This window comes from Halomonas sp. KX33721 (assembly GCF_001596805.1).
Taxonomy (GTDB): domain Bacteria; phylum Pseudomonadota; class Gammaproteobacteria; order Pseudomonadales; family Halomonadaceae; genus Vreelandella; species Vreelandella aquamarina.
Map to the genome: position 1 here is coordinate 52,106 of NZ_LVIA01000041.1, position 13,004 is coordinate 65,109.

Annotated in this window: 10 protein-coding genes and 1 pseudogene; all 11 read left to right on the forward strand. The window is 60.3% G+C overall.

Going from position 1 to position 13,004, the window contains the following annotated elements:
* Positions 1–2 precede the first annotated feature (2 nt).
* The 11 genes and pseudogenes from A3220_RS14435 (at position 3) to A3220_RS14485 (ending at position 12,967) form a co-directional block, all read left to right on the forward strand.
* Positions 3–977, forward strand: a complete 975-nt coding sequence (locus A3220_RS14435) for a GlxA family transcriptional regulator (protein ID WP_172514762.1) — start codon at positions 3–5, stop codon at positions 975–977.
* A 100-nt stretch (positions 978–1,077) separates the two neighbouring features.
* Positions 1,078–2,293: pseudogene (locus A3220_RS14440) on the forward strand (aspartate aminotransferase family protein).
* 35 nt (positions 2,294–2,328) lie between these two features.
* On the forward strand, positions 2,329–3,393 hold the full coding sequence (locus A3220_RS14445) for an arginine N-succinyltransferase (protein WP_062375455.1): 1,065 nt from the start codon (positions 2,329–2,331) through the stop codon (positions 3,391–3,393).
* Positions 3,393–4,424 carry an arginine N-succinyltransferase gene (gene astA / locus A3220_RS14450; RefSeq protein WP_062375457.1) on the forward strand — a complete coding sequence of 344 codons (1,032 nt, stop codon included), beginning with the start codon at positions 3,393–3,395 and terminating at the stop codon, positions 4,422–4,424. Before A3220_RS14445 ends, astA begins: the two co-directional genes overlap by 1 nt.
* 81 nt (positions 4,425–4,505) lie before the next feature.
* On the forward strand, positions 4,506–5,978 hold the full coding sequence (gene astD, locus A3220_RS14455) for a succinylglutamate-semialdehyde dehydrogenase (RefSeq protein WP_062375502.1): 1,473 nt from the start codon (positions 4,506–4,508) through the stop codon (positions 5,976–5,978).
* Positions 5,975–7,333, forward strand: coding sequence for an N-succinylarginine dihydrolase (gene astB / locus A3220_RS14460; protein ID WP_062375459.1), 1,359 nt, complete (start codon positions 5,975–5,977; stop codon positions 7,331–7,333). Before astD ends, astB begins: the two co-directional genes overlap by 4 nt.
* Before the next feature lie 211 nt (positions 7,334–7,544).
* Positions 7,545–8,522, forward strand: a complete 978-nt coding sequence (locus A3220_RS14465; RefSeq protein ID WP_062375461.1) for a DUF1852 domain-containing protein — start codon at positions 7,545–7,547, stop codon at positions 8,520–8,522.
* A gap of 25 nt (positions 8,523–8,547) precedes the next feature.
* Positions 8,548–9,576 (forward strand): methionine synthase, encoded by a 1,029-nt coding sequence (locus tag A3220_RS14470; RefSeq protein WP_062375463.1) that lies wholly within the window; start codon positions 8,548–8,550, stop codon positions 9,574–9,576.
* Between the two features lie 212 nt (positions 9,577–9,788).
* Complete coding sequence (locus A3220_RS14475) at positions 9,789–10,088, forward strand: hypothetical protein (RefSeq protein WP_228168647.1); 300 nt, start codon at positions 9,789–9,791, stop codon at positions 10,086–10,088.
* The gene (locus tag A3220_RS14480; RefSeq protein WP_062375465.1) at positions 10,081–11,571 is read left to right on the forward strand and encodes a sodium:solute symporter family protein; all 1,491 of its coding nucleotides are present in this window, start codon (positions 10,081–10,083) and stop codon (positions 11,569–11,571) included. Before A3220_RS14475 ends, A3220_RS14480 begins: the two co-directional genes overlap by 8 nt.
* Before the next feature lie 67 nt (positions 11,572–11,638).
* Entirely contained in the window at positions 11,639–12,967 is a 1,329-nt protein-coding gene (locus A3220_RS14485) for a DUF2252 family protein (protein WP_062375467.1), read from the forward strand.
* Positions 12,968–13,004 lie beyond the last annotated feature (37 nt).

Below are 13,004 nucleotides of genomic sequence, written 5' to 3' on the forward strand. Positions count from 1 at the left end.
ACATGCATTCCAGTACGTTAACGCCACCCCCAAGCCAACGCAGGCGGGTGGCGTTTGTGTTGCTGCCTGGGTTTTCGCTGCTGGCTCACGCCAGCGCTATTGAGCCGCTGCAAATGGCCAATCAGCTGAGCGGCCAGATGCTTTACCACACCGTTACCCTCAGCCTAGATGAAGAGCCCGTGCGCAGCGGCGCGCAGCTTTCGCTCATCGCGCAGCATGCGTTAGGAGCCCCCCTTGGCCCGCTGGATTTACTGCTGGTGTGTGCGCCTACGCCGCTACCCTACGTATTGCCCGCGAAGCTCAATGAGTGGCTGCGTAGCCATCATGGCCGTGGCGTTGCTATCGGCGGTTTGGCCGGAGGCACCGAGGTGCTCGCCCGCTGTGGTTTGCTGGAAGGCTACCGCGCTACCTTGCCTTGGCAGCGCTTCGATGCGTTTGCCCAAGCCTATCCCCAGGTGACGCTCTCCCAACAGCTGTTTGAAATTGATCGTGACCGCCTGACCTGCGCGGGCGGCACCGCCGCTATGGATATGATGCTCACGCTAATTGGCAAGCATCACGGCCCGCGCTTGGCCGAGCAGGTTTCTGAACAGTTTGTTTGCGACCGTATTCGCTTAGCCGATGAGCGCCAGCACGTGCCGCTGCGCAACCGTTTGGGCCACGCGCCCCAGAGCTTGGTAGATGCGGTGACTCTTATGGAAGCCAATATCGAAGAGCCGCTCTCGACGTTGGAACTGGCCGAGCATTTGGGGATCTCCCGGCGTCAGCTGGAGCGACTATTCAAGAAGTACCTGCAGGCGGTGCCAAGCCGTTATTATCTGGACTTGCGGCTGCAGGAAGCCCGCAAGCAGCTCAGAGAGAGCGACCGTCCCGTGGGCGACATTGCCCTGATGACCGGTTTCTCCTCGGGCGCGCACTTTTCCACCGCCTACCGTAACCATTTTGGGATCACCCCGCGGGAAGAGCGGCTGGGGTAGGCGCAGCTTTTCATAATTTACCGTCCCAATACTGAAAGCAGGGCGTCCTACGCCCCCCGTATACTGAATCCATCGCTTACTCCACTGGAGGTACTGTCCCATGAGCCACACCCCAAGCCGTCAAGACTTCGACCACTACATGACGCCTAACTACGCGCCGCAGCAGATTATTCCGGTACGTGGTGAAGGCAGCCGCTTGTGGGACCAAGAAGGCCGCGAGTACATCGATTTCGCTGGCGGTATTGCGGTGAACTCCCTGGGTCACTGCCATCCGGTGCTGGTCAATGCGCTGAAAGAGCAGGGCGAAAAGCTTTGGCATCTCTCCAACGTATTCACCAACGAACCGGCGCTCAAACTGGCCAAAACCCTTACCGAGCGCACCTTCGCCGATAAGGTCTTTTTATGCTCCTCCGGCGGTGAAGCCAACGAAGCCGCGCTGAAGCTGGCACGCCGCTGGGCGGTCGACCACTACGGCGAGCATAAAGACAAAATCATTTCGTTCTACCAGTCGTTCCATGGCCGCACGTTCTTCACCGTGAGCGTAGGCGGCCAGCCCAAGTACTCCCAAGGCTTTGGCCCGGTACCGGGCGGTATTCTCCACGCCAACTTCAACGACCTGGAGAGCGTTCGCAAGCTCGTGGGCGACGACACCTGCGCCATCATGGTTGAGCCGATGCAGGGCGAAGGCGGCATCGTCCCCCGCGACCCAAGAGTTCCTGCAGGGCCTGCGCGATCTGTGTGACGAGCACAACGCGCTGCTGATTTTCGATGAAGTGCAAACCGGCGTTGGACGCAGCGGAGAGCTGTATGCCTATAAAAACTTCGGCATTACCCCGGATATTCTCACCAGCGCTAAGTCGCTGGGCGGCGGCTTCCCGATTGGTGCCATGCTGACCACCGATGCCATCGCCACATCGCTAGCCATCGGCACCCACGGCTCTACCTACGGCGGTAACGCATTGGCCTCAGCGGTGGCGCTGGCGGCGGTCGAGTTCATCGATACGCCGGAGGTGCTGCAAGGTGTTAAACACCGCCACGACCTGTTCCGCGAGCACCTGGAAACCATCAACCGCAAGCACGGCGTTTTCAAAGAGATCCGTGGTATGGGCATGCTGATGGGAGCCCAGATGTCGGACGCTTTCGAAGGCCGTGCCAAAGATATTCTGCCGTTGGCGATTGAAGAGGGCGTGATGGCGCTGATTGCAGGCCCCAACGTGCTGCGTATGGCGCCCTCGCTGGTGATTCCCGAGGAAGACATCGCCGAGGGCATGGCACGTCTCGAGCGTGCCATCAAGCGACTTGTCGCTAGCGCATGAGTCAGGCGCAAGTCACACAAGAGGGGGCGTTAAACATGTTGGTAATCCGACCGGTCACCCTGGCTGACCTTTCCGCCTTAGAGCAACTGGCAGAACATGCGGTGCCTCGGCTTACCAACCTGCCCGCCAACCGTGAACGCCTTGAGGAGCGCATTATGCGCTCCCAGGAAGCGTTTGCGAGTGATATCGAGTTCCCCGGTAACGAGCACTATATGTTCGTGCTGGCGGACGATAGCCGCAACGAGGTGCTGGGCACGGCCACCATCCGCGCCCAGGCGGGGGCTGCCGAGGCCTACTACACCTACCGCCAAGAGACGCTGATTCACGCCTCTCAGCAGCTTAACGTTCGCCGTGAAGTGCAAACGCTGGCGCTCTCTCATGAAGCCTCGGATGCCACGCTGCTTTGCGCGCTGTCGCTTAACCCGCGCTACAAAGGCACCAGCGCGGAGAGCCTGCTGCGCCGGGCGCGGCTGATGTTTATCGCCCAGTACCCGGAGCGCTTCTCACGGATTCTGGCGGTGGCCTTTCCCGGCTATTTGGATAGCCAGAACGAATCCCCCTTCTGGGAGAGCGTGGGCCGCCACTTTTTTGCCCGCAGCTTCCAAGAAATGAATCACATAGCGGGCGTGCGCTCAAAGAGCTTCATTGCTGAGGTGATGCCGCAGTTTCCGCTCTATTTGCCACTGCTCACGCCCCAGGCCCGTGCTGCCATTGGCCGCGAGCACCCGGCCCATGAAGCAGCGCTGGCCGAAATGCTGGCCGAGGGCTTCGTGCGCTCCCGACACGTGGATATTTTCGACGCGGGCCCCATCGTCAAAGCCGAACGCGAGCGCCTGGAAACGTTCCGCCGCGCTGCCTGGCACCCGGTACGGATACGCCCCGAGCACGCGCTGCCGGATGCCGAACCGGCGATGATCGCCAATCAAACGCTGAGCGATTTCCGCTGTATCGTCGCGCGCTATGCGCTCTCGCCCACGGGACAGCTGATGCTCTCCCCGCAGCACGCGGAGCGCTTGGGTGTAGAAGAGGGGCGGGCGGTGCTGGCGGCGCCGTTAACCCTGCCCAGCGCCGTGGACGCGCTCGATGAAGGAGAGATGTAATGCGCATTCGACCCATTGCCCGTGATGATCTGGATGGGCTCCAGGCGCTTGCGCAGCAGGCCGGTGTTGGCTTTACCTCGCTGCCGGATAACCGCGAGTTTTTGGCCGGTAAAATCGAGTCCGCCGCCCGCGCCTTCGAAGAGCGCACACCGGTAGACGACCGTCTCTACTTCTTCGTGCTGGAAGATGAAACCAACGGCGAGCTAGCAGGTTGTTGCGCCATCGAAGGCCAGGTAGGGCGTGAAGTGCCGTTCTACAACTACCGGCTTGGCACGCTGGCGCACTCGTCGGTACAGCTCGATTTGCATCGCACCATCGATACGCTGTTCTTGAGCTCCGACCATACCGGCGACGCCGAGGTGTGCTCGCTGTTTCTGCGCCCCGAGTATCGCGGCGAGGCCAACAAGCACCTGCGTAACGGGGCGCTGCTTTCCAAAGCACGCTGGCTGTTCATTGCCCAGTTCCGCGACCGCTTTCCGCAGAAAGTGCTGGCCGAGATGCGCGGCGTGTTCGACGAGAACAACGTTAGTCCCTTCTGGGAGAGCCTGGGGAAACACTTCTTCCCCATGGATTTCAACGAAGCCGACCGCTTGACCGGCCTGGGCCAGAAGAGCTTTATCGGTGAGCTGATGCCCAAGTTCCCGATCTACACCACGTTTATGTCGGAAGAGGCGCGGGCGTGTATCGGGCAGGTGCACCGTCACACCCGGCCGGCGCTGGAGATGCTTAAAAAAGAGGGGCTGCGCTGGGAAGGCTATATCGACATTTTCGATGGTGGCCCCACAGTGGAGGCCTACATCGATGACGTGCGGGCGATTCGCAACTCGCAGCTTTATCAGGTGGAAGTCTCAGCGAGCGCGCCGCAAGAGAGCGTTAGCCGCTGGCTGGCGGCATCTACCCAAATGCTGAACTTTACCGCGAGCTGGATCGGCCGCGGCCCGGCAGATAGCAGCACGATTGTGCTCACCCCCGACGAGGCCAAGCGGCTAGGCGTTTCCACCGGCGACGCCGTTCGCCTGCTGGAAACCTAATATTGGCAATCTAAGCGCCCCCTCGACCTGCGCCAAGACGACAAAAACTCAGTGAAGGAGAGCACGATGCACACCCAGAACATGCACGCCCAGCAGCAGCAACTGATCAACGGCGCCTGGGTCGTCGGCGACGCCGAGCCCTTTACCAAGCACGACCCCGTTGCGGGAACGCTGCTATGGCAAGGGGCGGCTGCCTCTAGCCGTCAGGTAAGCACGGCGGTGGAGGCAGCCCGTGCGGCGTTTCCTACCTGGGCGCGCACGCCCTTTTCTGAGCGTCAGGCGCTGGTGGAGCGCTTTGTCGACGTATTGACCGCACGCCGCGAGGACTTGGCCATTGCCATCGCCTCGGAAACCGGCAAGCCATTGTGGGAAGCACGCACCGAAGCAGGCGCAATGATTGGTAAGGTAGCGCTCTCTATTAAGGCGTACCACGAGCGCACCGGAGAGCGTGAAAAAGCCGTCGGCAGTGCCAAAGCGGTACTGCGCCACCGCCCCCACGGCGTCATGGCGGTGTTTGGCCCCTATAACTTCCCTGGCCACCTGCCCAATGGCCATATGGTGCCCGCCCTATTGGCGGGTAACACCGTGGTGTTCAAGCCCAGCGACCAAACCCCGCTCACCGCGGATCTCACCCTGCAGTGCTGGATAGAAGCCGGGCTGCCTGCTGGGGTGATCAACCTGGTGCAGGGCGGGGTGGCCGTGGGACAGGCGCTCTCTGCCCACCCGGGTATCGATGGCCTGCTGTTTACCGGCAGTGCCAAAGTGGGTGGCATGCTGCAGCAGCAGTTTGCCGGGCAGCTGGATAAAATCCTCGCGCTGGAATTAGGCGGCAACAATCCGCTGGTGGTGAAAGATGTGGAGGATGAGCGCGCTGCCGTGCTGACGATTCTCCAGTCGGCGTTTCTCTCTGGGGGGCAGCGCTGCACCTGCGCCCGCCGCTTGATGGTGCCCCAGGGGGAGGTGGGCGACCGCCTCATCGACGCGCTTTCGGATGCCATCGCTAAGCTGCACGTGGCGGGGCAGTTCGACGAGGAGCCTGCGCCGTTCTATGGCGGCTTGGTAAGCGTTGCTGCAGCCGATGGCCTCCTCAACGCCCAGGATGAACTGGAAGCCATGGGCGGTACGGTTATTAACCGTATGCAGCGCCTCAAAGAGAACACCAGCCTGCTCAGCCCCGCGCTGATCGACGTGACGGGCCTAGACGTGCCCGACGAGGAGCACTTCGGCCCGCTGCTGAAAATCCATCGCTATGCGGATTGGGATGAGGCGCTGGCCCTTGCCAACGACACCCGCTATGGCCTTTCTGCCGGGTTGATTGGTGGCGAGCAGGCGGATTGGGACGACTTCCTGCTGCGTATTCGCGCAGGCATTGTGAACTGGAACCGCCAGACCACCGGAGCCTCGGGCGATGCGCCCTTCGGCGGCGTAGGCGACAGCGGCAACCACCGCCCCAGCGCCTACTACGCGGCGGATTACTGCGCTTACCCGGTCGCCTCCATGGAAGCCGACAGCCTGGAAATGCCCGAAACCCTGCCGCCGGGAGTCAATCTATGAGCCTGAACAGTATCCGGGAAGTCAACTTCGATGGCTTGGTAGGGCTTACCCACAACTACTCGGGGCTTGCCCACGGTAACGTGGCCTCCATGAGTCACGGCGGTTTGGTCTCCAACCCTAAAGAGGGGGCGCTGCAGGGGCTGGCCAAGATGAAGTCGCTGATGGACGCGGGCTATGCCCAAGGCGTGCTGCCTCCTCAGCAGCGGCCTGATTTGGGCGCGCTGCGCGACTTGGGCTTCACCGGCAGCGACCGTGAGATGCTGGCACGTGCCGCGAAGCAAGCGCCGCAGCTGCTGCGGGCGGTATGTTCAGCCTCCAGCATGTGGACGGCTAACGCAGGCACAATTACCCCCAGCGTCGATGCACCGGATGGTCGGGTGCACTTTACCCCCGCCAACCTGCAATCCAGCTTTCATCGCTACCTAGAGCCGAAGACTACCGGCCGCGTGCTGCAAGCGATTTTTCGCGATGAGCAGCACTTTGCCCATCACCCGGTGCTGCCTGCCACGCCCGCGTTTTCCGATGAAGGGGCGGCCAACCACACCCGTCTGTGCGGCGAATACGGCGAGCCGGGCGTTCATCTCTTCGTTTACGGTCGCCAAGCGTTTAGCGACGCGAGTAGCAGCGGGCGCGAACCCAAGCGCTACCCCGCCCGGCAAACGCTGGAAGCCAGCCAAGCGGTGGCTCGTCAGCACGGGCTGAGCGACGCCCAGACCGTCTTTGCCCAGCAGCACCCGGAGGCCATCGATGCTGGGGTGTTCCACAACGATGTGATTGCCGTGGGCAACGGCCCGGTGCTGCTCTACCACGAAATGGCATTTCTCGATGAAGAGCGCACGCTGGACGAGCTGCGCGCCAAAATGAGCACGCCGCTGATTCCCGTTCGGGTGCCGGTGGCAGCGGTGAGCATGGAAGACGCGGTGGCGTCGTACCTGTTCAACTCCCAACTGCTCTCCAACCCAGACGGCACAATGACCCTGGTGGTGCCCAGCGAGTGCCAAGAGCGTGAAGCCGTTTGGAACACGATTCAGAACTTCATCCTGGCGGGCAATAACCCTATTGGCGAAGTGATCGTTAAAGACGTTAAGCAAAGTATGCGCAACGGCGGCGGTCCCGCCTGCCTGCGCCTGCGGGTGGTGTTGTCGGAAGCCGAGCGCGCTGCGCTGACTGGCCGTGTACTGCTCAACGAGGCACTTTATAGCGACCTCACCGCCTGGGTGAACCGCCACTACCGCGACCGCCTCGCTACCGACGACTTGGCCGACCCGCAGCTCGCGACGGAGGTGCTCACCGCGCTGGATGAGCTGACGCAGCTGCTGAACATTGGCTCGGTGTATCCGTTTCAACAGGGGTAAGCGCCCTGCCAAACAGCTTATCATGAGGTTTTCTCATGATGAGTTGAATTAATGTCGCTTTTCATTCATGTGGTGGGTCTGGCATAAAGAACACATCCTCTTCGATGACGTGGCGCTAACGCCCGTCTATCGAAACGTCACACATGGCATCGAGCGCTGAGCTGCATTGGGGCGCCGTCGCCAATCTCGACCAACAGGGTGTTTGTTCGCGATGAGCTACGACTTTACCTTCGATATCAAGAGCGTCCGGTTCGACGAAAACTACCGTCCTGCCGAGAGCACGCGTACCACGACCAACTTCGCCAATCTGGCGAGAGGCGAGCGCTGCCAGGAAAACCTGCGTAACGCGCTGACCATGATCGACAATCGCTTCAATACCCTGGCCCATTGGGATAACCCCAAGGCAGACCGCTACGCCGTCGAGCTGGAGATCATTACCGGCGAGCTAAGCGTGGCGGCTGAAGGCACTACCTTCCCGGCGATCGAGATGTTGAAGACGACCATCATCGATCGGCATCTCGACAAACGCATCGAGGGCATGACGGGGAACAACTTCTCCTCCTACGTCCGCGACTACGACTTCAGCGTGTGGCTCTCGGAGCACAACAAGGAGCGGTCGGAATTTGGTATTCCGGAGGGGTTTGGCGATCTTCACGGCAAGCTGTTCAAGCGTTTCGTCGACTCCGAGGCGTATCGATCCGTTGCCAGCAAGGCGCCGGTGATCTGTCTCAGCGTTTCCAGCAACAAGGTGTATCGCCAGACGGAAAATCGCCACCCGGTGCTGGGCGTCGAATACGTGAACGACACATCGTCACTCACGGATTTCTATTTCGCCAAGATGGGCCTGCAGGTGCGTTACTTCATGCCGCCCCATAGCGTGGCACCGCTGGCGTTCTACTTTTCCGGCAATCTGCTGGCCGATTACAGCGATCTCGAACTGATCAGCGCCATCAGCACCATGGAGACGTTCCAGAAGATCTATCGACCGGAAATTTACAACGCTAACTCGGCGGCAGGTAAGGTCTATCAACCGCATCTGACCCATCAGGACTACTCGTTGACCCGTATCGAGTACGACCGCGAAGAGCGTAGCCAGCTGGCCGTCGAGCAGGGCAAGTTTGCCGAGCGCTACTTCATCGAACCTTTCCGTCACGTGCTCGAGCGCTGGTCGGCCGATGTCGCCCTTTGATTCACTGTTTACCAAGGATATTGTTATGAAGACATTGCTGCCCACATCGACGGCCGGAAGCCTGCCCAAGCCCGCTTGGCTGGCCGAGCCAGAAAAGCTCTGGTCGGACTGGAAGCTGCAGGGCGAGGAGCTGGCCCAAGGCAAGCAGGATGCACTGCGGGTATCGCTGCACGATCAGCGCTTGGCGGGTATCGATATCGTCAGTGACGGTGAGCAGACTCGCCAGCACTTCGTCACCACCTTCATCGAGCACTTGAACGGCGTTGATTTCGAGCAGCGCGAGATCGTCAAAATCCGCGACCGCTACGACGCCAGCGTGCCCTCGGTGGTGGGCCCCGTCTCGCGGGAAAAACCGGTCTTCGTGGACGATGCCAAGTTCCTGCGTCAGCAGACCGACCAGCCCATCAAGTGGGCGCTGCCCGGGCCCATGACCATGGTCGACACCCTCTATGACGGCCACTACAAGAGCCGCGAAAAGCTGGCCTGGGAGTTCGCCAAGATCCTCAACCAGGAGGCCCGCGACCTGGCAGCGGCTGGCGTGGACATCATTCAGTTCGATGAGCCCGCCTTCAACGTTTTCTTCGATGAGGTGAACGACTGGGGCATCGCCGCCCTGGAGAAAGCCATCGAAGGCGTCACCTGCGAGACCGGCGTGCATATCTGCTACGGCTACGGCATCAAGGCCAATACCGATTGGAAGAAGACGCTGGGGTCCGAGTGGCGCCAGTACGAAGAGATCTTCCCCAAGCTGCAGGCGTCGAACATCGACATCGTTTCGCTGGAGTGCCAGAACTCCCACGTGCCGATGGAGCTGATCGAGCTGATTCGCGGCAAGAAGGTGATGGTTGGGGCCATCGACGTGGCCACCCACGCTATCGAGACGCCGGAAGAGGTCGCCGACACGCTGCGCAAGGCGCTGCAGTTCGTCGATGCCGACAAGCTCTACCCCTGCACCAACTGCGGTATGACGCCCCTGCCTCGTGAAGTCGCCCAGGGTAAGCTGAAGGCGCTGAGCGCTGGCGCAGCGATCGTACGGCAGGAGATTTCTCGATAGTCGGCTTGGCCATTAGGCGGGTGATGACCCCCATGCATTGGGACACAGAGAGTGATACAGGCGGACTAGAGCTTCCGCCTGGGTATCCTCGTTCCAGCGCCCCCCGAAAGCTTTCGATCGACGTCGGCACGCCGTTCACCCGAGGGAAATAGACGTCGGAAAGCATTAAAATCTTCATCATGAACGACTTAACGGCTAGGGTGGCTGCCAGTATGGCAACGCGCCGCGACACCGCCATGACAGCCGTGGTGGTGTTGACTTCCTTTCATCATGATGGATATGACATGCGACGTATTTTTGTGCTGCCCACGTCCTGGGCGGGCTGGGGGCTTTTCATTGCCTTTGTGGCGCTAGTATTGGCCGGTATTTGGCCAGTGATTGGTTGGGTGAACCGGGCCACGCTGGTCATGGGGTTGCCGCTGCTGGTGGTGTGGAGCTATGTGATCATCCTCTCCTGCGTAGCGGTCATGCTGGTGGGCAATCGCATTGTAGAGCGAGACGACCATGAATAGTGCCTGGCCGTTAGTGATCACGCTGTTATACGTGGCCACCGCGATGTTGATCGGCCTTCGCGCACGGGCGGGGCGCTCTATGAATACGCTAGAAGAGTGGGGCGTGGCGGGGCGCAGTATGGGGCCAGTGACCCTCTACTTACTGATCGCGGCAGGCAGTGTGAGTGCTTACACCTTCATGGGCGCACCGGGCTGGGCCTACTCCAAGGGCGTGGCGGTATTTTATGTGGCGGTTTATTTGGCCTATTTAGCGCTGGTGGCCTGGTACTTCGGGCCGAAGGTGTGGCAGTTCGGCGAGCAGTTTGGCCATGTAACGCAGGCAAGCGCCATTGCCGACCGCTACCAAAGCCCTGCGCTAGGGGCGCTGTCCGCGCTGGTGATGGCGGTGGGCTCCGTGGCCTACGCGGTGCTACAAACGATTGGCTCAGCTTATATTCTATTCGTGATGAGCGGCGGGCAGATTCCTGTTTGGCTAGGCGTGCTGTTGGTGCTGGCCTGCATTGCCGTTTATCTCTACGCCAGCGGGCAGCGGGCGATTGGCCGTACTAACGCGTTCCAGGGTGTGCTGATGCTGGCGGTGGCCTGGGCGGTAGGCCTGTGGGCCATACACAGCGCCACCGGCGGGCTGAGTTTTACGGGCGTATTTGAACGCATCGCCGCAGAGCACCCCGAGTTTCTGACCCTCCCCGGCGCGGGGGGCGATATGAGTTTTAGCTTCTGGACCACGTCGATCATCGTCTCGATGCTGTCGTTCATGCCCCCCGTCTGGACGCAGTGGATGAGCGCCTCCTCCGCACGTACCATTCGCCGTAGCGCAACGTGGCTGCCTACCTATTACGTGGTGATTCTGCCCATGGTGGTGGTGGGCTTTATCGGTATTTTCTCGCTGCCGGAGCTGGCGCGGGCAGATACCGTGGTGCTGGAATACGCCATGCAGCACTTGCCCGTGGTGCTGGTGGGGCTGCTGGGCGCGGGCACCCTGGCAGCCTCCATGTCTTCCAGCGAGCCATTCATTCACTCGGTTTCCCTTTCCGTGAGTAAAGACGTGCTGCAGCCGCTTTTCAAGCTCTCGGAGGGTGACACCGCCCAGTTGGCGCGGCTTTTGATTCTACCCATTATGTTCTTGCTGATTGCGCCGCTGGCGATTGCCGAGCCGGGTAGCCTAGTAATGATCCTGCTGGTTGGGCTTGGTTTTGCGTCGCAGGTGTTGCCTGCATTCATTGGTATGTTCTTTTGGCCTCGCGCCTCTAGGTTGGGCGTTATGGCGGGCATTTTGGGCGGTTTCGTAGTGACGGTAGCATTCACCACGCTATGGCGACACCCGCTCGGCATTCATGCCGGTTTTTGGGGGCTCATGGTCAATTTGCCGCTATTTGTTCTGGTGTCATTAGTGACCCCTGCTACGCGTGAAGAGGTGGTCGAGCGTTTCTTTCGCATTTCAGCCCCTCGCGGACTGACGCGTTTGGGCAGACGGGTGTCTTAATCTGTTAACGTCCATCGTCTACGCTTATCTCAGAGCGTTTTAATGCACTACTGACAAAGGCACTGCAATGAGCCACGCATTGACTGGACATAACCGCCCTCAACAGGTCATCAAGGCCATACAACAGGCGAATGCGTCGCTGAGCGCGGCGCATCGGCAGGCGAAATACGCCAAAATGGCAGCCTCTCCTTATCGTTTCTTTCGCGGTTCCAACCATCTGTATTGGCAGGATGTTTGGCACGACTGGCGCTTCGCGCTGTTCGGCGGCTGGCCCAATACCCAAACATGGCTACAAGGCGATGCCCATGCCTACAACTTTGGCGCTTACGGCCATCACGATGACCAAGTACGCTACGGCATGGATGACTTCGATGATGCGTTGATTGGGGATTACCAGTACGACGTGTGGCGGCTGGCTATCAGTCTCGTGTTGGATGCTTATGAGAACGCTGAGTTAAGTCCCAAAGCGGTGGATAAAGCGCTCAAAAAATTGCTAGAAGGCTACATGGAGACGCTGAGTGCGTACCGTGATGAAGAGCGGCCGATTTATGCGGTAACGCTCGACAGCGCGAAAGACCCGCTCAAATCCTTTATGGGTAAAGTAGCCGATAAACAAAGCCGGGCGCGCATGCTGGAGAAGTGGACGACTCTGGATCCCGACAAAGGGCGTCACTTTGCCGAGCGCCCCGGCAAGCTCGCCAATCTGCCTGCCGATGTAGCAAGCCAGCTACGCCGCATCATCGAGCAGGAGTACCAGCAAACGCTGCAGCACCCCATCAAGGAGAGCGACCCGCAGCACTTCCGCGTCAAAGACACCGCACGGCGTTTGGATGCAGGCACCGGGTCGTTGGGTGTCGAGCGGTACTATGTGCTGATCGAAGGCGGGGCAGATCACGAGCACGACGATGTGATCCTGGATATCAAAGAGCAGGTCACGCCAGAGGCCTACCGCCTGATGGACAAAGCGCAGCAGCAGGCGTGGCGCAAGCTGTTTCCCAATGAAGGCATTCGCCATGCCGCGGCGTTCCATGCCATTGCGGAGCACCCGGATGCCTACCTTGGCTGGTTGACCATGAACGGCAAGGTATTTTCGGTACGCGAACGCTCGCCTTTCAAAAAGGATTACCCCACCCACAAGCTCGCTGGCGGTAAAGCCTACCGCAAGCTGGCGCGCCAGTGGGGCGAGATTCTGGCCCGTGAACACCTGCGCGGTGCGCAGGCACTTAACCGAGGCAAAGCCGCACCGTTTGCCGACGCGGTATGCCAGCGGTTAGAAGGGCGTGAAGAGCAGTTTATCGGCGTGGTCTCAACGCTTGCTAAGGCCTATGCCGACTGTGTTACTCAAGACTACCAAGTGTTCATGGAGCATTTTCAAGCCAACGACACGGCATTATAGGTTGAGTAGTGCCGTGCCAGTGGCTTAATACGTAACG

Bases quoted from the DNA above. Each gene is read 5' to 3' on its own strand.
- A3220_RS14435 (WP_172514762.1), top strand. From the start codon at position 3: ATGCATTCCAGTACGTTAACGCCACCCCCAAGCCAACGCAGGCGGGTG.
- A3220_RS14445 (WP_062375455.1), top strand. From the start codon at position 2,329: ATGTTGGTAATCCGACCGGTCACCCTGGCTGACCTTTCCGCCTTAGAG.
- astA (WP_062375457.1), top strand. From the start codon at position 3,393: ATGCGCATTCGACCCATTGCCCGTGATGATCTGGATGGGCTCCAGGCG.
- astD (WP_062375502.1), top strand. From the start codon at position 4,506: ATGCACGCCCAGCAGCAGCAACTGATCAACGGCGCCTGGGTCGTCGGC.
- astB (WP_062375459.1), top strand. From the start codon at position 5,975: ATGAGCCTGAACAGTATCCGGGAAGTCAACTTCGATGGCTTGGTAGGG.
- A3220_RS14465 (WP_062375461.1), top strand. From the start codon at position 7,545: ATGAGCTACGACTTTACCTTCGATATCAAGAGCGTCCGGTTCGACGAA.
- A3220_RS14470 (WP_062375463.1), top strand. From the start codon at position 8,548: ATGAAGACATTGCTGCCCACATCGACGGCCGGAAGCCTGCCCAAGCCC.
- A3220_RS14475 (WP_228168647.1), top strand. From the start codon at position 9,789: ATGGCAACGCGCCGCGACACCGCCATGACAGCCGTGGTGGTGTTGACT.
- A3220_RS14480 (WP_062375465.1), top strand. From the start codon at position 10,081: ATGAATAGTGCCTGGCCGTTAGTGATCACGCTGTTATACGTGGCCACC.
- A3220_RS14485 (WP_062375467.1), top strand. From the start codon at position 11,639: ATGAGCCACGCATTGACTGGACATAACCGCCCTCAACAGGTCATCAAG.